The organism is Niallia sp. RD1, from assembly GCF_024219955.1.
Taxonomy (GTDB): Bacteria; Bacillota; Bacilli; order Bacillales; family Cytobacillaceae; genus Niallia; species Niallia alba.
In genome coordinates this window covers 3,539,102-3,561,705 of the sequence record NZ_CP100420.1, presented here as the reverse complement: position 1 = coordinate 3,561,705, position 22,604 = coordinate 3,539,102, and the positions used below count along the sequence as shown (strand labels likewise).

At 35.1% G+C, this 22,604-nt stretch carries 24 protein-coding genes; all 24 read right to left on the bottom strand.

Going from position 1 to position 22,604, the window contains the following annotated elements:
* On the bottom strand, window positions 1-312 hold the full coding sequence (locus NKG37_RS16865) for a hypothetical protein (RefSeq protein WP_016201149.1): 312 nt from the start codon (window positions 310-312) through the stop codon (window positions 1-3).
* Window positions 313-331: 19 nt separating this feature from the next.
* Window positions 332-1,096 (bottom strand): FliA/WhiG family RNA polymerase sigma factor, encoded by a 765-nt coding sequence (locus NKG37_RS16860; RefSeq protein ID WP_016201148.1) that lies wholly within the window; start codon window positions 1,094-1,096, stop codon window positions 332-334.
* 797 nt (window positions 1,097-1,893) lie between these two features.
* On the bottom strand, window positions 1,894-2,391 hold the full coding sequence (locus NKG37_RS16855) for a chemotaxis protein CheD (RefSeq protein ID WP_016201147.1): 498 nt from the start codon (window positions 2,389-2,391) through the stop codon (window positions 1,894-1,896).
* Entirely contained in the window at window positions 2,384-3,025 is a 642-nt protein-coding gene (locus tag NKG37_RS16850) for a chemotaxis protein CheC (RefSeq protein WP_101730020.1), read from the bottom strand. Before NKG37_RS16850 ends, NKG37_RS16855 begins: the two co-directional genes overlap by 8 nt.
* 2 nt (window positions 3,026-3,027) lie before the next feature.
* A complete protein-coding gene (locus NKG37_RS16845; RefSeq protein WP_101730021.1) occupies window positions 3,028-3,504 on the bottom strand; it encodes a chemotaxis protein CheW in 477 nt (158 codons plus the stop codon).
* A gap of 390 nt (window positions 3,505-3,894) precedes the next feature.
* Complete coding sequence (locus NKG37_RS16840) at window positions 3,895-5,964, bottom strand: chemotaxis protein CheA (RefSeq protein ID WP_254414984.1); 2,070 nt, start codon at window positions 5,962-5,964, stop codon at window positions 3,895-3,897.
* A 20-nt stretch (window positions 5,965-5,984) separates the two neighbouring features.
* A complete protein-coding gene (locus NKG37_RS16835) occupies window positions 5,985-7,094 on the bottom strand; it encodes a protein-glutamate methylesterase/protein-glutamine glutaminase (RefSeq protein WP_016201143.1) in 1,110 nt (369 codons plus the stop codon).
* 9 nt (window positions 7,095-7,103) lie between these two features.
* Window positions 7,104-7,982, bottom strand: a complete 879-nt coding sequence (locus tag NKG37_RS16830; protein ID WP_254414983.1) for a MinD/ParA family protein — start codon at window positions 7,980-7,982, stop codon at window positions 7,104-7,106.
* The gene (gene flhF / locus NKG37_RS16825) at window positions 7,979-9,169 is read right to left on the bottom strand and encodes a flagellar biosynthesis GTPase FlhF (protein ID WP_016201141.1); all 1,191 of its coding nucleotides are present in this window, start codon (window positions 9,167-9,169) and stop codon (window positions 7,979-7,981) included. The genes NKG37_RS16830 and flhF overlap by 4 nt, the downstream gene beginning before the upstream one ends.
* On the bottom strand, window positions 9,166-11,202 hold the full coding sequence (gene flhA, locus NKG37_RS16820) for a flagellar biosynthesis protein FlhA (protein ID WP_254414982.1): 2,037 nt from the start codon (window positions 11,200-11,202) through the stop codon (window positions 9,166-9,168). Before flhA ends, flhF begins: the two co-directional genes overlap by 4 nt.
* Window positions 11,203-11,275: 73 nt before the next feature.
* A complete protein-coding gene (gene flhB, locus NKG37_RS16815; protein ID WP_254414981.1) occupies window positions 11,276-12,355 on the bottom strand; it encodes a flagellar biosynthesis protein FlhB in 1,080 nt (359 codons plus the stop codon).
* Window positions 12,356-13,135 carry a flagellar biosynthetic protein FliR gene (fliR, locus tag NKG37_RS16810; RefSeq protein ID WP_016201138.1) on the bottom strand — a complete coding sequence of 260 codons (780 nt, stop codon included), beginning with the start codon at window positions 13,133-13,135 and terminating at the stop codon, window positions 12,356-12,358.
* A gap of 7 nt (window positions 13,136-13,142) precedes the next feature.
* Window positions 13,143-13,412: a flagellar biosynthesis protein FliQ gene (fliQ, locus tag NKG37_RS16805; protein WP_016201137.1), complete on the bottom strand. Its 270-nt coding sequence runs from the start codon at window positions 13,410-13,412 to the stop codon at window positions 13,143-13,145.
* A 12-nt stretch (window positions 13,413-13,424) separates the two neighbouring features.
* Window positions 13,425-14,090: a flagellar type III secretion system pore protein FliP gene (fliP, locus tag NKG37_RS16800; protein WP_016201136.1), complete on the bottom strand. Its 666-nt coding sequence runs from the start codon at window positions 14,088-14,090 to the stop codon at window positions 13,425-13,427.
* Window positions 14,083-14,829 (bottom strand): flagellar biosynthetic protein FliO, encoded by a 747-nt coding sequence (locus NKG37_RS16795; RefSeq protein ID WP_016201135.1) that lies wholly within the window; start codon window positions 14,827-14,829, stop codon window positions 14,083-14,085. Before NKG37_RS16795 ends, fliP begins: the two co-directional genes overlap by 8 nt.
* A 24-nt stretch (window positions 14,830-14,853) precedes the next feature.
* A complete protein-coding gene (locus tag NKG37_RS16790) occupies window positions 14,854-15,216 on the bottom strand; it encodes a response regulator (RefSeq protein WP_016201134.1) in 363 nt (120 codons plus the stop codon).
* 21 nt (window positions 15,217-15,237) lie between these two features.
* Window positions 15,238-16,464, bottom strand: coding sequence for a flagellar motor switch phosphatase FliY (gene fliY, locus NKG37_RS16785; RefSeq protein ID WP_016201133.1), 1,227 nt, complete (start codon window positions 16,462-16,464; stop codon window positions 15,238-15,240).
* Window positions 16,454-17,452 carry a flagellar motor switch protein FliM gene (gene fliM, locus NKG37_RS16780; protein ID WP_016201132.1) on the bottom strand — a complete coding sequence of 333 codons (999 nt, stop codon included), beginning with the start codon at window positions 17,450-17,452 and terminating at the stop codon, window positions 16,454-16,456. The genes fliY and fliM overlap by 11 nt, the downstream gene beginning before the upstream one ends.
* Before the next feature lie 32 nt (window positions 17,453-17,484).
* Window positions 17,485-17,913: a flagellar basal body-associated protein FliL gene (fliL, locus tag NKG37_RS16775; RefSeq protein WP_016201131.1), complete on the bottom strand. Its 429-nt coding sequence runs from the start codon at window positions 17,911-17,913 to the stop codon at window positions 17,485-17,487.
* Entirely contained in the window at window positions 17,903-18,124 is a 222-nt protein-coding gene (locus NKG37_RS16770) for a flagellar FlbD family protein (protein WP_254414980.1), read from the bottom strand. The genes fliL and NKG37_RS16770 overlap by 11 nt, the downstream gene beginning before the upstream one ends.
* 52 nt (window positions 18,125-18,176) lie before the next feature.
* A complete protein-coding gene (flgG, locus tag NKG37_RS16765) occupies window positions 18,177-19,046 on the bottom strand; it encodes a flagellar basal body rod protein FlgG (protein WP_169188381.1) in 870 nt (289 codons plus the stop codon).
* A gap of 75 nt (window positions 19,047-19,121) precedes the next feature.
* On the bottom strand, window positions 19,122-19,526 hold the full coding sequence (locus NKG37_RS16760; RefSeq protein WP_169188380.1) for a TIGR02530 family flagellar biosynthesis protein: 405 nt from the start codon (window positions 19,524-19,526) through the stop codon (window positions 19,122-19,124).
* Window positions 19,527-19,538: 12 nt separating this feature from the next.
* Window positions 19,539-20,177 carry a flagellar hook assembly protein FlgD gene (gene flgD, locus NKG37_RS16755; RefSeq protein WP_254414979.1) on the bottom strand — a complete coding sequence of 213 codons (639 nt, stop codon included), beginning with the start codon at window positions 20,175-20,177 and terminating at the stop codon, window positions 19,539-19,541.
* Window positions 20,178-20,191: 14 nt separating this feature from the next.
* Window positions 20,192-22,579: a flagellar hook-length control protein FliK gene (locus tag NKG37_RS16750; RefSeq protein ID WP_169188378.1), complete on the bottom strand. Its 2,388-nt coding sequence runs from the start codon at window positions 22,577-22,579 to the stop codon at window positions 20,192-20,194.
* Window positions 22,580-22,604 lie beyond the last annotated feature (25 nt).

The window sequence follows — 22,604 nt, the reverse complement described above, 5'->3', positions numbered from 1 at the left end:
CTATCCACTAAAGTCGATACTTTGTCCTTTATAAGGATGTATCGTTTGTCTACTCTCTATTTCATCTAGTTCTATTTCTTCTTCGCTATTTTGTTGACCGAATACCTGTTTATCTTTTTTCTTATGAGAAGTAACTTTCCCTTTTCCTTCTCCCTTTATAACCGTTGTTCTTTTCCTTACCTCTTCCTTACCGGCTTCTTGTGAAGCAATGGAATACATTTGCTGATGTTTTTGATCCTGTTGTTCTTGTAGCTTTCCTGCATCATAAGTTCTCGGTAATGCAACTTGCATCTCTATTGCTTTTAAACTCATGTGCACCACACCCTACTCATTAAATTACTTTTTCCAATGAATGCCTTAATTTAAAAATAGCTTTTGAATGAATCTGCGATATTCTAGAAGTAGATAAGTTCATTACTTGTCCAATCTCCGTTAAGGTTAATTCCTCCTTATAAAACAAACTGATTACAAGCTGTTCTTTATCATTAAGCTCCTTAATTTTGTCTGCCATCTCTTGAACTAGCTCATCTTTTACTACTTTTTCTTCTGGTATAACCGTTTTATCATCTCGAATCGAGAAACTTTGTGCCTCTTTCTCTTCGCTCTCATTCATTTGCTCATCAATAGATAGGATATTAGCAAAAAAGTGTTCATTCATTGTTGCATACACTTCATCTACACTAGTCCCTAACTCATCAGCAATTTCTTGAACCGTAATATTTCTCATTAATTTTTGTTCAAGTTTTTCAATAGTAGCCTCAATCTTTTTTGATTTTTCCCTTGTTCCCCTTGATAGCCAATCTTCTTTACGAAGTCCATCAATTATACTACCTCTAATTCGAAAAGATGCATATGTATCAAATTTCAAGTCTCTATTCGGATCAAATCGTTGTAAAGCATCATATAAGCCCATCATTCCAAGACTTGTTAGTTCATCTCGGGATACGCTTTTTGGTAATCCTATTGAGATTCTTTGCACATGAAAACTGACTAAGGGCATATACTTTTTTATTAATTGATTGCCAGCCTCTTGATCTCTCGAATTAATCCACATTTCCCAAGCTTGCTTTTCTTCTGTTGTTGACTCCTTCGCCATTAAATACCCTCCTCTTAGAACAATGAACAAACCCAAACATATCTATAAAGTGAAACTTCCATCAGTGGGGGCTTTCCTTCCTCCCCCACTGATGGTTAGTTGAACCAATCGGACCTTTACGGGCAGTTACCACCTAGCTTCCTCGTATTCTTATAAGCTTGAGGGGGGCGTCTTACTGTCCGTGAAGAGTGGGATAAACGCAAAAGAATATAATACAACTTAACCATTTATATCCCCTTTTTTTCAACAAAAAAATCCCATTTGTGTAATAGTTCCAATAAATTACTGAATATTCTTCTTTCGTACCTTTACTCTCTATGTTATATAGCATTCTATTTTACCTATTTTATTTCAACCGTCTTTATATAGATTGGCACTATTTCATTTTCTCCAATAATCAGCTTCTTTATTTTTATCATTTACATTCCTATCCATTCAGCCAAAAAATAAGAATTGTAAGCCAAAAAACCCTCACACTTTTTATGTATATATTTCACTATTGATTTTAGCAGAAGACATGATTTTTTATCTATTCTTTCTAATACCAACACTAAAAATAGGCATAAAGACCCTAATTGTTTTTCTCTATTTTTCCAACTCATTCATTTTTCCGTTTTTAAAAATAGAACTTCCCCACCTCAACTCTTATTCGATTATTGAGGAAAGGGTCTTCATGCTAAAGATGATAAAAAAGACTAGCTCTAAATAACAGAATTCATCCCAAAATAATAAGATTGGATGCTTCAATTTAGAGCTAGTCTCATTTCTAGATAGTATTAAATAACGTATTCCCTACACTAAATAATATGAATCCCTTTATTCACGGTACGAATCGTCAATTGATGCGTAGCTGGAGAAAATTCAATCGTTCTACCGCTATTTCCACCGACATCTTCGCTAACTAATTTAATTCTTAATAATTGTAACGTATTTTTTACTGCTTCCACGTTTCTAGGACCGATTCTCATGATATCACTTGTTCCGTTGAACTGAAACATTTGTGCCCCTCCAGCAATTTTAGCTAGCATCGTGCTTTTCTTTACCCCTAATACTTCTAATCGATCTGCTAATTCTATAATCGCAGTATCAGCAAATTTCGCCTTATTAAGGCTTCCTGATTTCGCTATGGATGCTTCTGGAAGCATAATATGAGCTAAACCAGCAATTGGTTTTATTGGACTATATAAAACAATTCCAACGCATGAGCCAAGTCCTGAAGTTCGAATTGTATTAGGGGACTGCACCACATTCATATCAGCTATCCCAACTTTAATTACTGTAATTTGTTCAGTCACCATCTTTCACTCCTAATGACTGAAATAAAGGGGTAAAAGAATCTGGATCAGGTAATAAAAAGAAATGGCCATTTACAGTATTAGACAGACTTGTATTTTCCTCATTTAATTCTGTGTTGATCACAATCGCATAATCACTTACTTGAGAAAGTTCCACTAATCCATATGTAACAATAGCGCCAACCATATCAATCGCAAGGGCTGGAACAGAAGGATACAATGATAACTGAGTAAAATCAGATAAAGAGGATAAATAGGAACCTGATAAAATATTGCCTAATTCCTGTAACGCAGAAATAGATAGCTCATCATATGGTGGCGCAGCTAAGTCAACAGAAGTATCTCCGATCATATCTTGGACAAATGTAGTCGCTTGCTCTAAAGGAAGGATGAAAAACATGCTTCCTGGGATATCTCCCTCAATTCTTAAGAAAACGCCCGCAACGATATTATCTGCACCACCTGCCATTTCCATCATCTCATCAAACGTAACAATTTGAACATCTGGTACCTTCATATCAATCTTTTTATTAAGCAGCTTGGACAAAGAAGTGGCAGCATTTCCTGCTCCTATATTACCGATCTCTCTTAAAACATCTAATTTTAACGAATTTATATCATTAATATATCCCATATTTACTCATCGCTTTTTGCATTGGAATATGTTCTTAAAATATTTCGATCAAATACTTTTTCCAAATCAACAAGAATTAGTAAACGCTTATCAAGCTTCACTACCCCTTTTATATAATCGACTTCATCACCATTAATTGTCTCTGGAGCAGGCTCATAAAGCGAAGTATTGACATCTACAACATCATTAGCAGAATCAACAATAATTCCTACTTCCATATCTTCTATCATGATAATAATAATTCTTGTGCTGTCTGTGTAAGGAATTTCTTCTAAATTAAAACGAAGTCGTAAATCAATAATTGGAGTAACGACTCCTCTTAAATTAATCACACCTTTAACAAAAGGAGCGATATTTGGAATTCTAGTAATATGCATGTTCTTCTCAATCGACATCACTTCATTGACAGAGATAGCATATTCCTTCCCCTTCAGTTCAAATATTATTAGTTTTTCTTCTGTTGAAACTACATTGCTCATTTCTTTCATCCCTCTCAAGTTAACCTGTCTGCTTTACATAAAATGCAAAGCCCTATATCATCACCATCATATTGTCTAGATTAATTTATCGTAAAAAACAATGGAATATCCGCTTTTCTTCAAGGCTGTTTCGTATCGTTTGTTGCTATTAACCCATAAGTCTGAATACACTTTGCCTTCCATGGGGCATGCTATACAGGATCTCACCTGTCTCGCTAATCCCTCTGCTATCTACGTGTATTCAGACTACTCTGTAATTCTTTTTAGAAATTCCCCTATTGAAAACAAGCTTGTAGAAAACAACCTTCTTCAACATGTTTCGATCTATTAAAAAGGTCAATACTAAACGAAAAAGCTTTGTTCAAAATTCATTTATCTTTCATGTAATGATTATTTAATTAAAGCATTACAATCCATAATTAACGCTACTTGTCCATCTCCTAAGATGGTTGCTCCAGATATAGCATAAGCACTTGATAGATAAGAACCTAGTGACTTTAAGACAACCTCTTGTTGTCCAATAAATCCATCTACAACAAGTCCAGCTAATTTATCGCCTTTTCTTACAATTACAACAGAATAATAGTCACTTTCCAGTCCTGCTGAAGGAACATCAAATATATCTTTTAAGAATAGTAATGGTACCACTTTGCCACGGAAATCAATTACTGTTTGATTATGGGCATACATGACATCATTTTTATTCACAATAGCTGTCTCAATAATAGAAGACAATGGAATAGCGTATTTTTCTGCTTGAATTTCAACTAACATAACTGAAATTATCGATAAGGTTAATGGCAATTGGATAGAGAAGAGCGAGCCTTTTCCTTCCACTGATTCGATCGTAATCGAGCCACCTAAGGATTCAATCGTATTCTTTACTACATCAAGTCCTACCCCACGTCCTGAAATATCAGAGATTTGATCTGCAGTCGAAAAACCAGATGCAAATATAAGTTCAGCAATTTGAGAATCAGTTAATGTTTTAGCCATTTCTTTTGTAACGATTCCTTTATTAATCGCTTTAGAAAGAACTTTCTCTTTATTAATTCCAGCACCGTCATCTTCCAACTCAATAAAAACATGATTTCCGCTATGATAAGCACGAAGAACAACCGTTCCTTCTTCCTCTTTATTATTAGCTCTTCTTACTGCTGGCGTTTCTACTCCATGGTCAAGCGCATTTCGGATTAAATGCACTAAAGGATCACCTATTTCATCAATAACTGTACGATCAAGCTCTGTTTCGGCACCAACGATTTGCAAATTAATTTTCTTATTTAAATCACGTGCAAGCTGTCTCACCATTCTAGGGAAACGATTGAAGACAGTCTCAACAGGAACCATACGCATATTTAAGATAATATTTTGAAGATCCCCTGTGATTCTGGACATTCTCTCAACTGTCTCATGAAGCTCTTGATCTTTAAGGGTAGAGGAAATTTGCTCTAATCTTCCTCTGTCTATAACGAGTTCTTCAAATAAGTTCATGAGAATATCCAAACGCTCAATATTCACACGAATGGTTTTATTGGAAACTTTAGTCGTTGATTGCTTCTCAGCTTGTTTATTGTCTGTAGCGGTAGCCTTCTCTGGAACTTGCGGATTCATTATTTCTTTCTCCACTTCTTCCACAATCTGAGTTTCTGTTAGAACTTGTTCCTTTTGATTAACAGATTGACTATTTGTATAGAACTCTCTTACAACTACCTTTTCTACTTCTGAGACTTTCATGATAGCTGCTTCAATTTTATCTGCTGTTTCTTTTGATATAAGGGTAACCATAAAATCATACTCAAACTTTTCTTCCTCAAGTTCTTCTACTGAAGGAATCGATTTGACAACTTCTCCTAATGATTCTAAAGCTTCAAATATCATATATACCCTTGCAGCTTTTAATAAACAGTCACTTTTTAACGTAATGTTAATTTCATAAGTGAAAAAACCTTGATCAGATGATTGCTGTAATACAGTAGTTTCAAATTCATCATACTGGTTTATTGTTGCTGGTGCCTCCTGCATGACATCTACAGTGGCCGCAACCTCAGTTTCTGAAGAATTGATTTGATTTAAAGGAAGTCCTTTTTCAATTTGTATAAGCTTTTCAACAACTGCCTCTACATTTCTTTTCCCATCTCCACCACTAGCAATTGACTCCACCATTGCATCCAGATCATCAACAGCTAAGAAAATGACATCCAATATTTCTGGAGAAAAAACAATTTTCTTATTTCTTATAGCATCGAGAACATTTTCCATTTGATGGGTTAGACTTGCTAAATCCTCATAACCCATTGTTGCTGACATTCCTTTTAATGTATGAGCTGCACGGAAAATCTCATTTACTATTTTCAAATTTTCCGGGTCCTTTTCCAATTCTAATAAATGTTCATTACATGCTTGTAAGTGCTCTTTACTCTCTTCAATAAAAACTTCTAAATACTGACTCATTTCCACTTGCTTCACATCCCTTGACGTTATACATATTTCATAATAGTTTCAGCAATATGATCTACCTTCTGAACTTCATCAATATAATTCGTGGCAATAGCTGTTTTGGGCATTCCGTAAACTATACATGTTTCCTGTGACTCAGCGATAGCTTTGACATTGCCTTTTCTCGCTAACTTCTTTAACCCATCTGTTCCATCTGATCCCATTCCAGTCATAATAACTGCTATTTTTGCATAGGCTTTCAAATCACTTACCGATTCAAACATGATATCAACAGATGGTCTATGCCCATTTAGAGGGGCTGACTGGTCCAAATCAATTGCTGTATGGACACCAACTGTTTTCACCTTTAAATGCTGGCCTCCTGGAGCGATATAGGCAACTCCATTACGGATAATTTCGCCATGCTCCGCTTCCTTTACCGTAATTGCAGATAACGTATTAAGACGATTTGCAAGAGAACGGGTAAATCCTGCTGGCATGTGTTGAACGATTAAAATCGGCGCTTCTATATCACTTGGTAAATTAGTTAATACTTTCTGTAATGCCCTTGGACCACCAGTTGATGTTCCAATGATTACTATCTTTTTCATGGATTGCATCCAATCATTAGGCGAAACAGTCTTTTGGACTATTCCCTTAACATCTTCTCTCGGTTCCATTTTACTATAAGAAGTTCGTGAAGTAATAGTCTTTTTTCCTTCACTTGAGAGATTTAATAATGTTTTCGGCTTTACATTGCTTGCTAATATAACTTTTTCTACTAATTCCTGCTTTACTTTATATAAATCTAGTGAAATAGATCCAGAAGGCTTTGTAATAAAGTCGATTGCTCCTGCCTGCATGGCTTGAATGGTGCTCTCTGCTCCAACCTTCGTAATACTTGATAGCATAAGAACTGGTACAGGATGTTCATTCATAATTCGCTTTAAAGCACTTAATCCATCTAAGATGGGCATCTCGACATCAAGTGTTACAACATCAGGTGTTAATTCCTTGATTTTCTTAATACCATCTTCGCCATTCCTTGCTGTACCAATAACGGTTATTCTCGAGTCTTCGGAGAGAAAATCTGAGATTAGCTTACGCATAAATGCAGAATCATCAATAACGAGAACTTTTACTTTCTCCACTTTACTCAACTACCTTTCAAACAAAAACCTTTTTAATTTAGACACAAAAGTATGTCTATTAGTTGAATAGGATTCTGTAAACTGTTGTTTACCATATCTATCGGCAATTTCGCGCAAAGCTTTAGCTGCTTCTGATTTTTCATTATAAAAGACAAAAGGCATTTGTTTTCTTACAGCTTGTGCCACATTTTGATCATCTGGGATATATCCTAAATTAATGAGATCTCGATGGAGAAATTTCTTTACTACTTGCTGAAGCTTTTGTAAGGTTTCCACACCATCTTTTCTCGTAAATGTTCGATTTACGACTAGATATAATGGGAGTAAAGGATTTCTGGTATGAATAAATTTCATTGCCGCATAAGCGTCTGTTATAGAGGTCGGCTCAGGTGTAGTAATGACAATACAATCATCAACAGACAAAATAAATTTTAAAGAATCTGTACTGATACCCGCTCCCATGTCAAATAAAATATAATCATAGCGATTTAATAAACCTTGAAAATGCTGAAAGAAGCTATCTAACTTCTCATCCTCCATATTCACAAAATCACTTAGTCCAGACCCGCCTGCAATATACTCTAAACCATCAAATCCTTTAGTAATGATATTCTCAAAATCAATACTATTTCTAAAAAAATCAACAATAGTATATCGAGATTGGGTTCCCATTAAAATATCAATATTTCCCATACCGATATCCATATCAATAAGCAAAGTACGATATCCTTGATTATGGAGGGAAAGGGCAAAATTTAGAGAAAAGTTAGACTTTCCAACCCCACCCTTACCACTTATAATCGCCAGCGTTTTATTATTCGATTGACTTTGTCGATTTGCATTCAATTGTTCGATTTTTTTTCTTAAGATAGAAGCCTGGTCAGTCATTCTTCATCTACCTCAATTATTTTATTTACAAGCTCTAGTGGGGTTGCTGGAACTATATCATCTGGAACATTCTGCCCTGTTGTCATATAAGCAACACCTTTTTTACAAGTTACAATTAAATTAATCATTGCACCATAAGAAGACGTTTCATCTAATTTCGTAAAGACAAATGAATCAATGTTTATTGCTGAAAATTGTTTATAGATCTCTTCTAAATCCTTTTGTTTTGCTGTCATCGATAAAACGAGCAACGTTTCCATTTCCCTTTTATAATCGACCACTTGCATTAAATCTTCAACATATTTTTTATTGCGGAAATTTCTTCCTGCTGTATCAATTAAAATAACATCGCAATCCTTCAGTTTTTTTGTTGCATGTTCAAAATCTTCCATGGAATAACAAACTTCTAAAGGAACATCTAATATATTTGCATACGTTTTGAGTTGTTCGATTGCCCCAATTCTATATGTATCTGTTGTAATAAATCCTACTGTTTTTTGTTGTTTTAAAATAATATTTGCTGCAATTTTAGCCAAAGTAGTTGTTTTCCCAACACCTGTAGGTCCAATGACATTAATATATTTTTTAGATAAAGAAACTTCCCCAAAGGAATATGGGGAAATTTCTCCTAAAAGAAACGCTTGTGCCCACTTGAAAACATGAACATCTAACACATCTTCGCCAGCTGCATACCATTTAGCCACAAGATCTTTTACCAATCTAGCTTTAATCATTTCGTTGATTTCCTGTTTATCCAGCAGTTTTACTACATTTTTTATTGGTGTGGGAATAGAAAAAGACACATTATTGCTTCGTTCACCGAAAGCTTGTACATTTTGATTAATTTCATCTAATTGCTTTGCGATATCTGGAAAATCAGAAATCTTTTTTTCTTTATTTGCAATAGATGAACCAGCTTGATTAATTGGTTCTATCCGTGATGATGGTTCTTTAATTAATACAGAATTGCGCACTTCACGATTCTTCGTTTGGGGCGGGATAGGTGTATCAGAAATACTTGGATCAATGGCAGCAAGTACTTCGATATTTCTCTTTTTAAAAAGGCCTAAAAATCCCCCTGTATAAATTACTTTCGAATGGAGAATTACTGCATCATTTCCTAATTCTGCCCGGATCTTCTTCATTGCCTCTGGCATATTTGGTGCTACATACTTTTGTATTTTCATTCGATATTCACAACTCCCACACTTTGAACTTCCACATTTGCTTCTAATTCATTGTAAGATAATACTGGAACTTGTGGAAAATAACGTTCTGTCAATTGTCTCACATACATACGAACAGCAGGCGAACACAGGAGGATTGGCAACTGCTCCATTACAGATAGTTGTTCTATTTGTCCTGCAATACTCTCTAGGATAGATTGAGAAATGCTTGGGTCTAATGCTAAAAAGTTTCCATGTTCTGTTTGCTGAATATTATCTACTATTAGCTTTTCCACTTTACCTGACAAAGTTACAACCTTTAGGGAATCATTTTGATTCGTATACTGATTAGTAATTTGACGTGCTAATGACTGCCTTACATACTCAGCTAAAAGATCGGTATCTGATGTCATTTTTCCAAAATCAGCTAACGTTTCAAAAATCACTGGTAAATTGCGAATGGAGACATTTTCTCTTAACAGTTTTGCTAAAACCTTCTGAATTTCTCCAATCGACAATGGAGTCGGCGTAACTTCCTCGATTAAAATTGGATAGCTTTCCTTTACATGATCAACTAATTGTTTAGTCTCTTGTCTACCTAATAATTCATAGGCATTTGCCTTAATAACTTCTGTAATATGAGTGGAAACAACAGATGGTGGATCCACTACTGTATAGCCAAATATTTCAGCTTGTTCCTTTGTGCTCTCCGTTATCCATTTAGCTGGTAAGCCAAAAGACGGTTCAATTGTATCGATTCCTTCAATAGAATCATCATCCATACCAGGACTCATCGCTAAGTAATGGTCAAGCAATAGTTCCCCGCGTGCTCTCTCATTACCTTTTATTTTTAATCGATATTCATTGGGCTGTAATTGAATATTGTCACGAATTCGGACAATAGGAATAACTAACCCTAATTCTATTGCTAACTGCCTTCTTATCATGACTACGCGATCTAGTAAGTCTCCCCCTTGGTTAGCATCTGCAAGTGGAATCAGTCCATAGCCAAACTCAAATTCGATTGGATCTACATTCAATAAACTTACTACACTTTCTGGACTCTTTAGTTCATCTGTTTGTATTTCTTCTTCAAGGTCTTGGATTTGCTCTAAGTCCTCTTTTGGTTTTCTCGATAAATAATAAGCACCAAAAATAAGAAGTGCTGCAATTGGAATCGTTAAAAAATCATCAATCGGCGTAAATAACCCTAATAAAAAGATTGTACCACCTGCAACATACAGCATTTTAGGATATGCCATTAACTGAGAAGTGATATCTGAACCAAGATTACCTTCTGAAGCGGCTCTTGTAACGACAATCCCTGTTGCTGTTGAGATTAATAAAGCAGGGATTTGACTGACGATTCCATCTCCTACTGATAATAATGAAAAATGCTGTGCAGCATCCCCTGCCGCCATTCTAAGTTGAGTCATTCCAATTACTATTCCAAAAATCAAGTTAATAAAAACAATAATAATACCAGCAATTGCGTCCCCTTTGACGAATTTACTTGCCCCGTCCATGGAACCATAAAAATCAGCTTCTCTACTAACTTTTTCGCGACGTTGTCTTGCCTCTTGTTCTGAAATAATTCCTGCGTTTAAATCAGCGTCAATACTCATTTGCTTACCTGGCATTGCATCTAACGTAAAACGCGCAGCAACTTCTGAGACACGCTCAGACCCTTTTGTAATAACAACAAATTGAATAATAACAAGAATTAGGAAAACCACTAACCCAACAGCGATATTACCGCCAACAACGAATGTTCCAAAGGTATGGACTACCCCACCTGCATCTCCAGTAGACAAAATAGATCTTGTCGTAGATACATTAAGCCCAAGGCGAAATAAAGTTGTTAATAATAATAGTGAAGGAAAAATGGAGAATTCTAGAGCTTCACTCATATTCATTGTTAATAATAGGATGAGTAGTGCCAACGTAATATTAAGTAATATAAGAACACTTAATAACCAGGTTGGAAAGGGAATAATCAACATTGCAATAATGAGAATTACACCAATCACTACAATTAAGTCTCTTCTTGCCATTTCTTCCGCTCCTTAAAAACATACATTTGTTTCTTTATTATTTACAATAATTCATTTACTAGTTATTCTTCCGTTATTTGTCTCTACTCTGGTAGACAAATGCAAGAATTTCTGCAACTGCTTTATAAAATTCTTCAGGCACTAGATCACCTATTTCTACTTGATTATACATAGCTCGTGCTAATGGACGATTTTCTACCATGACAACATTATTTTCTTTTGCAACTAATTTTATTTTTTGTGCTAGAAAATCTACCCCTTTTGCAACAACATAGGGTGCATCATACTTTTCTTCGTCATACTTTAAGCAAATAGCATAATGCGTTGGATTCGTAATAACGACATCAGCAGTAGGGACATCTTGCATCATACGGTGCATCGCCATTTCTCTCTGTTTCTGCTTAATTTTAGACCTTATTAGCGGATCTCCTTCCATGTTTTTGTATTCGTCTTTAATATCTTGTTTTGACATTCGTATATTTTTTTCATAGTCATAGCGCTGATACATATAATCCATAAGCGACAAAATTAAAAGCGACACAGAAGCATAAAGACCCATTTGCACCGTTAACTTCGCAATTGTTACGGCAATAGAACCAATAGATTTATGGGAAAGGATAAGAATTTCGTTCATTTTGCCCCATAAAACAGAAAATACCACGATACCGATTACCGTAATCTTTAGCAATGACTTCAATAGCTCTACGATCGAGCGCAGCGAGAACATCCTTTTAAATCCTGCAATAGGATTTATTTTCTCTAATTTAAATTTAATGGCTTCTGGAGAGAACAAAACACCAACCTGCATATAATTAGCAATGATGCCTCCTGCCATAGCCGCTATTAGAATAGGACTCAACAAAAGTGCCACTTCTTTGACAATATCAAAAAACAATGTCTGGAGATTATTCACAGATAAATTAATGGACGAAAAGTCACTAAAGGTAAAGGTAAGAATGGACATTAATCCATTTAACAGGTATTCGCCTGTAAAACTTAGTACACCAAAAACAACTAAAAGAACAAGTGCTGTATTCACGTCCTGACTTTTTGCCACTTGTCCTTTTTTTCTCGTGTCTTGTCTTTTCTTTGGAGTTGCCTTTTCTGTTTTTTCTCCTGCAAAAAACTGGAGATCTAATGATAGGAGTTTCATTTAACCCGCTCCTCCTAAAATATTCATAATCCCCCTCATTGTCGTTACAATGGAAGAGAATAAATGAGATACTGTTGACATTAGTACACCCATTACAATAAAAAGAACAACTAAGCCTGCAATTATCTTGATGGGTACACCAACTACAAAGATATTTAACTGTGGTACAGTTCTTGCGACAATTCCCAAACCAACATCCACTAAAAAGATGCTTCCGACAACAGGAATCGACATCTGAAAAGCAATCATAAACATCAAACTGAATGTTTTTATGAGAAACTCCGCTAGCTCCCCGTTACCCAAGTTAATCCAGGGCTGTTCCAGCGGAATAAACTGATAACTATAATAGATACCATCCAGTAATAAATGATGTCCATTAGAAGCTAGTAAAAAGAACATGGCAATAATCGTTAAGTATTGACCTGTTAGAGGACTTTGCATCCCTGTTTGAGGATCTATGACGTTTGCGATCGCAAAACCCATTTGGAAATCAATAAATCCTCCTGCGATTTGAATTGCGGCAAATAACATGTATGCGGCAAATCCAATTAGCAGTCCGACCAAAGCTTCTTTAAGAATAAGAAAATAGTAACTTGTATCAATTGTTAATACTGGTACATCCATTCCCCAAAACATTACTAAAGATAAAAAAAATCCTAAACCTACTTTAAAAGTCGTAGGAATCGTCCGATAAGAAAATAAAGGTAGCATTAAAAAAAACGAAGTGACACGAACAAGAATTAAAAGAAATGCTGGGAAATTTGATAAAAGTTCATCCATCATTCTTCTATCCAATAAACCTTGTTAAATTTGAAAAAATATCTTTTGTATAGGAAAGCATATGACTCAGCATCCATGATCCAAAAAAAACAAGGCCAACAAGGACCGCCACAATTTTTGGTACAAATGCCAATGTTTGCTCTTGAATTTGTGTTGTTGCTTGAAAAATACTTATGATTAGCCCGACTGCTAATGCAATAATTAGCAGTGGACCGCTGATAATTAAAACGGTAAGGACACCTTTCTCAGCAATAGAAATAACCATTTCTTGTGACATATTTTCACCTTCTTAAAAACTTTCTAGCAGTGATTTTACAACTAAATACCAACCATCAACCATAATGAATAACAGAATTTTAAATGGCAATGAAATCATAACAGGCGGAAGCATCATCATCCCCATGGACATTAAAATACTTGCTACAACCATATCAATGACTAAGAATGGAATAAAAATCATAAACCCTATTTGAAAGGCTGTTTTTAATTCACTTATCGCAAAAGCAGGTACCAATGTCGTTAGCGGGATATCCTCAATCGATTCTGGAGCTTCTGCTTTAGAATAATTTAAAAATAAGGCTAAATCTTTCTGCCTCGTATGCTTGCTCATAAATTCTTTAAGGGGTAATGCAGCATTGTCATAAGCTTCTTCCAATGTTATTTCTTCATTAAACAATGGAGTTAATGCTTTATCATTCACTTCCTGAAAAGTAGGAGCCATAATAAAAAATGTCAAAAACAAAGCTAACCCTACGATTACTTGGTTAGGAGGCATTTGTTGTGTTGCAAGCGCCGTTCTGACAAAGGAAAGAACAATCACTATTCTCGTAAAGCTAGTTAGTAATATAATGATACTAGGTGCTAAAGAAAGGACGGTTAATAATAATAACAATTGAACAGAAGTAGAGACATTACCTGGGTCATTGTTATTAAAAAACTGCATAAACTCATTCATTTTTTTCTGACGATCCTTTCTTTTTCTTCTCTAGTACTTCCATCTTTTCCTTACGTTCACTTGATATTCGTTCTAATTCTTTTGACAAACGAATGGAAAAAGATTCTTTTGTCTTCGAAGTAGAAGGATTAGAAGTTACTATATTCTTCACCTTTGTCACAATATCGCTTGGTTGTACTAGCTGATCTAATTTTCGATTATACTCTTCCAATATTTCTTTGTACTCTTGTTCATCCTCAATCTCTTTTATTAATTGGATGCTATCCCCAACGCCTACTATTAATAGACGTTTTCCCACTTTGATTAATTGAATCGAACGATTGGCACCTAGTGCTGTACCACCAATATTTTCAATTATTTGCGAGCTTTTATATCCGTGGTTTCTTTTATTTATAAATCGTAAAATAAAATACATTAAAAACACGACAAAAATTGTTGCAAAAATCATCTTAACAAAGTCCCAAATCGTCACTCCTATAGAACTTTCTTCTTCCGCATTTGTTTCTTCAAGAAGTAAGTCTGATTGATCCGAATTTTGTTCATTGGTTTTAGAATCTTCTTCTACAGTATCTTTTTTAGTACCTTTTTCAGTATCTTCTTGAACATTATTCTCTTTCGATTCATTATGTAATATGTCATATACACTTTTATCAATTTGTTCTGCATAGGCTTGATTTCCAAAGCCTAGCAGAACAATGATGAGTAGTGAACATCGAATTAAGAAATTTGCTTTATTCACATTCGGCACCCTCTAATTTAATTTTTAGCCTAATGTTTTACTGATTGCTTCCAAGACACGATCTGCCTGGAATGGCTTAACAATAAAATCTTTTGCTCCAGCTTGTATTGCATCAATAACCATCGCTTGTTGTCCCATTGCTGAACACATAATAACTTTCGCATTCGGATTAATATTTTTGATTTCTTTTAATGCAGTAATTCCATCCATTTCTGGCATGGTGATATCCATTGTTACTAGATCTGGTTGTGTTTCCTTATATTTTTCAATTGCTTGCATGCCGTCGGCTGCTTCTCCTACGATCTCATATCCATTTTTAGATAGAATATCCTTGATCATCATACGCATAAAAGCTGCGTCATCAACGATTAGTATTTTTTGTGCCATTTTCCTCAAAACCCCCAAAAATTATTTTAAATTCTTTAATCGGTCCTTTTGACTAACAATATCGGTTACACGAACACCGAAATTCTCATCAATTACCACTACTTCCCCTTGTGCAACCAATCGATTATTTACAAGAATATCAACAGGTTCTCCAGCTAACTTGTCCAATTCAATAATAGACCCTGAAGATAATTCTAATATCTCTTTAACAGATCGTTTTGTTCTTCCAAGCTCAACCGTTACTTGTAAAGGAATATCTAACAACATATCCAAGTTCTTTGTTTCCGTAACCGTTTGAGGCGCTGTATCAAAATTAGAGAATCCTGCAGGTTGCACGTTTGGTGGTGGACCTTGTGTAGTATGATGTCCTGAGCCAAAATGTTGTTGCTGATGATTCACATTTGACGAAATGGAATTATTAGTATGAGTATTGACATGATTATTAGCCATTTCATTAGAAGCTTGCTGATAATTATTTGTCGAACGTGACTCTTGCATCGGTTCTTTTGGCTCATATACTGAATTATAATCGACTTCGGGAATATTGGAAACTTCTTCTTCTCCAATATCAGGATTTAATAATCCTTCCACTAACTTTTTCGCAAAAGAAAGCTGTAATAGTTGCATGATATTTGAATCAATTAACTCTCCAATCTTAATTCGAAAGGAAATTTTTGCGAAAATGTCTTCATCAGGAATCGACTCAGTTCCTTCCCCTTGATTAAAGTCTAAAATATCGATACTAGGAGGAGAAATATCAACTTTTTTGCTAAAAATGGTGGACATGGATGTAGCCGCAGAACCCATCATTTGGTTCATTGCTTCTTGCACTGCACTTAACTGTATTTCCCCCAGCATTTCTTTATCAGCATTTAATCCATCACCACCAAGCATTAAATCAGCAATAACAGCTGCATCGGCTTGCTCGATTACAAGCAAGTTCATGCCAGAGAATCCTTCTGTATAATTGACTCTTATTGCTACATATGGGTGTGGGAACTCCTCTGACAGCATATTTTTCGATATTACACTGACAGTTGGTGTTGTAATATCTACTTTTTGATTTAACAATGTAGATAGCGCAGTTGCTGAGCTACCGAAGGATATATTTCCAATTTCCCCTAAGGTATCTTTTTCTATATCCGATAAGTACTTTTCCACATCCAATTCTGGACTATCGTTCGTTACACTATCTCCCCTTAAGAGAGCATCAATTTCATCTTGTGAAAGCATATCCTTACTCACCATCTTCCTTCCCCTCCTCTAAAGTTCCTAATACTTGAACAGCCATTTTTTTATTTAACTTACCAGGTTGTCCAATAAATTTAGGAATATCTCCAACTTTAATGATTAAGGGTTGTTGTATCGTTTGATTCATTTCGATAACATCTCCAATATCCAACATTAAAAAATCTTGGATGGAAATATCAGATGTACCTAGTTCTGCGACTATTGGCACAATCGACTGCTGAATATTCTCTTCTAAACGAGAAGTAAATTCAGGTAATCTTTCTTTCTTCTCTGCCTGCATCCAATAATGGCCAGATAGCTTTGGCATGATAGGCTCTAATACGACATGCGGAATACAAATATTAATCATTCCACTTGTATCTCCAATTGTCGTACTCAAGGAAATTACCACTACTGTTTCATTCGGAGAAACCATTTGTAAAAACTGTGGATTCACTTCAAATTCAGCAAGACTTGGTTCAATATCTATTAGATCCTCCATAGCCTCTCTAAAATGATCAAAAGCACTTTCAAAAGTATTTGACATGATTTTTGTTTCAATTTCAGTCAAATTTTCTACTTTATTTATACTGCTGCCTCTTCCACCCATCATTCGATCCATCATGGCATAGGCTATGTTCGGATTAACTTCCATCAAGATTCTGCCTTCTAATGGAGGAACATCAAATACATTTAAAATCGTCATTTTTGGTATCGAACGAATGAACTCTTCATATGGAATTTGATCTGCTGAAGTAACAGATATTTGCACATATGTTCTTAATTGGGCAGAGAAAAAAGTTGTTAACAACCTAGCATAGTTTTCATGTATTCTTGTTAAACTGCGAATTTGATCTTTCGAAAATCTTAACGCTCTTTTGAAATCATATACCTTAACCTTTTTTTCCTGCTGCTCTTTTTTGAGCTCATCTGCATCCATTTCACCAGATGATAAAGCTGAAAGCAGGGCATCAATTTCATTTTGGGATAAAATATCAGCTGACAAAATTACTCACCTCCATCTTTTTCTCTTTTATTTTATTGGAGTAGAGAGTTTACAATATAAACTTGGACTACTTTGCCTTCTTGCATCAGTTCATTAATTTTATCCTTGAGATCACTCTCTAATTCAATTTGTCCATTTTTTCCTTTTAAATCTTCTGTATTCTTCTCAGATAATTCTTGAATAATGATATTCTTAACTTGGAAGTCTCTTTTTTCTAATTCTTCCTTTGCTTTCTTACTATCTGTCTGAATCTTAAAGGATATTCGGATGAAATTATCGGAAGCTAAATTTGTTGTAATTTCTTCAATATCTACAGATGACTCCAAGATTTCTTCGATCGAAGGTTCTTTTTCCTTTTGATCGCCAGTAAACTTCCATATATAAATGAAAGCTCCAGCTCCTGCCAGTGTAATAACTAGTAATAAAACGAGCATTATAATAATAACTTTATTATTCTTCATCGTCTTTCTCTCCCACATGCGGTAATCCGAAGAGGTTCACTTTTTGAAAAAAATGATTCATTCTCTCTAATACTTCCTCTTCACTTTCTTTAACAACAAATTTGTTTCCATTTGTTAAAGTAATTGTTGTATCAGGAAAAGATTCGACTGTCTCAATAAATAAGGCATTTAATAAAAACTTTTTTGCATTTAGTCGAGTTAAATGTATCATTTTTCATATGAGAGGCTAGCCTAATAGGTAGCCCCTCCCCCCTCCAATTAAATTATCGTTTTAAGTTAACTAATTCTTGAAGAATTTCATCAGAAGTGGTAATGATTTTTGTATTTGCTTGAAATCCTCTTTGTGAAACAATCATTTCTGTGAATTCTTCTGAAAGATCAACGTTTGACATTTCAAGGAATCCACTATTAATAGTTCCAGATCCCGCATTACCAGATAACACCAATCCACCAAATACGTTAGGAAGACCCGCTAATGAGCCGGAGTTATTTGATTCTTGATACATATTTGCACCAACTTTTGTTAAGCCCTCTGGGTTAGAAACTTTTGCCATTAAAATCTGCCCAGCATCTTGTGTATCTCCATTACTATCAACATAAGTAATCTTTCCATCTGCTGAAATACTGAAGCTTTGTGCTGTGTCTGGAATTTTCGTACCAGATACTGCGTTCGCCCCAGCTCTTGTTACACCTGCTTGTGTAAAACCAGTAATACCATTTGCAACTTGTAAAGTCATACCATTAGAACTTACAATATTTCGGTCCCCGTCCAAGTAGAAGTTACCTGATCTTGTAAAGAACGAAGAACCAGCACTATCTTCTACAACGAAATAACCTTCACCTGAAATAGCAAGATCTAGTACTCTTCCTGTTGTTTGCATGCTCCCTTGTGTAGCAATTGTGTCAATAGAAGAGATTTGTGATCCTAGACCGATTTGCTTTGGATTTATACCACCAGTTGTTGCAGACGGAGCAGTTGCACCAGCTGATGTCTGGCTTATTAAATCACTGAATGTTGTACGACCTTTTTTAAAGCCATACGTATTAACGTTTGAAATATTATTACCGATAACGTCTAATTTTGTTTGAAAGTTTTTCATTCCACTGATTCCTGAATATAAAGAACGTAACATTGATAATTATCTCCCTTCGAATGAACTGCCTCTATCACTCAGCAGTTATGGCCTCCATTTTATGGTCCAGCCTTTTTAATTCATAATGATTGTTCCATTTATATTAGTAAAAATTTGGTCTGTTGCTTCTTCCAGATCCATTGCCGTAATCACTGTATTGTTTTTAGCACTTACGATTAATGCAGCATTATTTAGAAGTACGAGCGATTCTTTAATTCCCATTTTTTTTGCTTGGGTGACTTTTTCTTCAATCGCCTTCCATTTATCAGCATCTATTTCAATTCCTCGTTGCTGTAGTCTCTCATTTGCATGTTTGCTGATATTCAGCGTATTTAAGGAAGAAATGGACTGATGTAAATGGCTAGAAAACGATGTGATTTTATTTTGCGTATTATGTGCATTAGATTTAGACTTAATCGCCTCAATACCATTTTTTATTGCATCATGTGATTTTATTGAAGGATAAATAGGCTTATCCATCCCAATCACTTCCTATTCAATTTTTGTAATTTGACTCGAAGTAATTTTACTTCCTGCTTCATCGTCTAACGTTAATTGTAATTGTCCATTTTTTAAGGATACAGACTGAACTTTATTACTTACTTCTTCCTTATTTCCATTTAAATAAGAGATGGTTTTTCCGATTAATTGACTTGCTTGTACCAAGTTATTTTCCGTTGCATTTGTACTCATACCTGAAATATTGGCAGGAGTTACTTTTGTTCCATCATTAAGCGTGAATACTACACTGTCATCTGTATAAGCAACAGAGAGTACTTTTCCACTACCAGAAGTTAGTGAACTATTCCCAGCTTTGTCTGTTTCAATCTTACTCCAGTTCACTTCTTGTCCTACAAATTGTCCGTAAGAAATTAAGTTTGACTGAGTTTGCAAGGAAATTAAGTTTGTCATGGCAGTATTCAAGTTTTGCATTTGTTCAAGGCTAGAGAACTGAGCCATTTGAGCAATAAACTCTTTATCATCCATGGGACTAGTAGGATCTTGGTTTTGCAATTGGGTAATTAATATTTTCAAGAAATCATCTTTTCCTAATACAGAGCTGCCAGTAGATGTCTGTGATTTCTGATAGTCTGATAAATACAGAGAAGGGTCATTAATGGTATTTGGCATGGTAATTTTCTCCTCTAGACGTCCATTTTTAATAATTCCTCGAAAAAGGAAGTTTTTTGGTTATTCTCCTCATCATCTGCTTCTTTCTTCTCTCTTTGTGATGGAGATTGATGTTGCTCTTGCTGTTGTTGCTGATCTTTTTGAAGTTTCTCCTGTTGTTGAGAAGACACGATGATATCTATTTTATCTACTTGCAGATTTTGGGCAGTAAATCCGTGTTTTAAACTAGTAAGCTGTTTATCTAACACTTCTTTCGCTTCAGCAGTTGTTGTAATAATTCTCGCAATCATATTTCCTTCATTTTGCGTCAATTCAATTCGAATCGAGCCTAAATGATCCGGTGCCAAACGAATAGATAGCTTTTGGGTATCTCCAATTTTTGTGAATGTACTATTTGCCAATAGTTTCGCAAACTGCTCTTCCACATTTTTTGGCTGTACCCCTGCTCCTGTATTAGAAAGTACCATTAGCGGTTGTTGTTTAACAAAAGTGCTTTGTATAGAGGGCAATATTTTTGTATCAACTTCTTCTAGATTCACTTCAGATGATTCCTTCAGACTTGTATTGGCTACTAACAATTCACTCGATTTTCTTATTGAACTTACCATGATAGGATTAATAACTTTCTGAACAACTGTTGAACTCTTTCCTTCTAATTGTTTATCCACCTCAGAAAGAATCGCCGAAATAATCGATTTAAGTTCATTACTCGATTGTGCTATACGATTTTCTCCTCTATCTGCTTGCGTAATATTTGGGAGACTTATTTGTGACGAAGTTAACTTCGCACTTGTTGGATTAGCTTCTCTAGTAATGAAAGTACCTTTTTCTTTTAGTAGTCGATTTTGCATTGCCAATAAGTTTGTATCAATCGTCGTATATCGTCTTTGAATATCTCCACGATCCTTACTAGCTGTTACTTGTTCTTCTACTGTTTCTTCGATCGAATTGGTATCTGGAGTATTGCTATTCTCCTTTACACTTTCCATACCGCTGTTTACAGTTTGGGACGGATGTAAGAGAGGTTTATCTGTTGTATCATGATTACCTTGATTGTCTGCACTAAAAAACTGACTAGTAGCTGTAGGATTGGTCTTTTGCTTTTCATTACTATCTGGTGTTGACATTTCTTCTATCGTATTAATCGCACTAGTTACGGAAGAAAAGCGATACTCTTTTGGATTTTCATTTTCGTAATGTAAGTCCCCTAACGGCTGTGAAATTACTTCAGCTTCTTGAGCGTCTCCCACCCACAATTCGTTAACACTCACAGATTTATCATTTGTCTTACTATGTTTATCAACTGTTTGATGCGTGATCTCTGCTTGATCAATTTTAATCAATCTACCCTCAGAAGATGTCCTAATTTCATCTTGGAATATCCCTACAGTAGTGAGTTCTCTTTCGGTTTGGTATGAATTATTACCGATAGTCAAAAGATTGTTAACATGCTTAATCGATGGAAAGCTTGTCTCTTTTTGATCATCCCGATTCTCATTGATATGTTCCTTATATCCAATATTAGGATTTACAATAATTTCTTCATTCCGATCAATCTGTTTTTCAGGAATATGCATATCGGACTTTATTTCTGGTTTCAAAGCTTGCGTATTAAACTGTTCTTCTGATGATGCTTCAACCTTTTGTACAGGTTGCTGCTTTAAGTTCGTCTCAGTCACCGGTAAACTATTCTCGGTTTGGGATAAGTTATTATATCTGCTGATAAAATTACTTTCATTTGAAATCCAATTTCCCTTAATAGAATCCTCATCTTTTTCCATATTCTTCATGGTATTAGATGAATTTTCTTCTACGACTTTATTTAATGACCGTATTAAACTCTGCAAATCATGAACTGTTTCCGCAACTTTACCCTTCAAAGACATGTCTGGAACCAGCATCTCTACTGTATTCTCAAGCATCTTTAAATCAATAAGCAAGATCGGTAACTCTGTATGATTAAACATATCCTGTGTTATCTCTGGATTACTTTGTTTCTTTAATACTTGAGTGATTTGATCTTCCATATTAATTAATAGGTCAGCTAGTATCTTAGTCTTTTCCGATGTATCTAAATGTGGGAAATCTTCCCCAGTAGAAAAATGATGATACGTAGTCAATAGATGTTCAAGATTTGATGATGGCTGGTCATTTCCTACATCCAAGTTACTTTTACCATCTAAACCGATACTCGCATCTGATGAGCTAGACAGAATTGTCAAAAGATCGTTTAACCCATCTTTTTTTTGATTATCCTTTTGGATTGGATTACTTTGTTCGCGATTTGTTTTTAAAGCATTTATCATAGATAAAAACTGTCCATCTATTTTTTCGCTTGTTACTTCTTGATTGCCACTCGCTAACTCCGTATTTCTCCATGAATTAATTAATCCTAGCTTCAATTTTTCACCCCCTTTCAGTGATGAC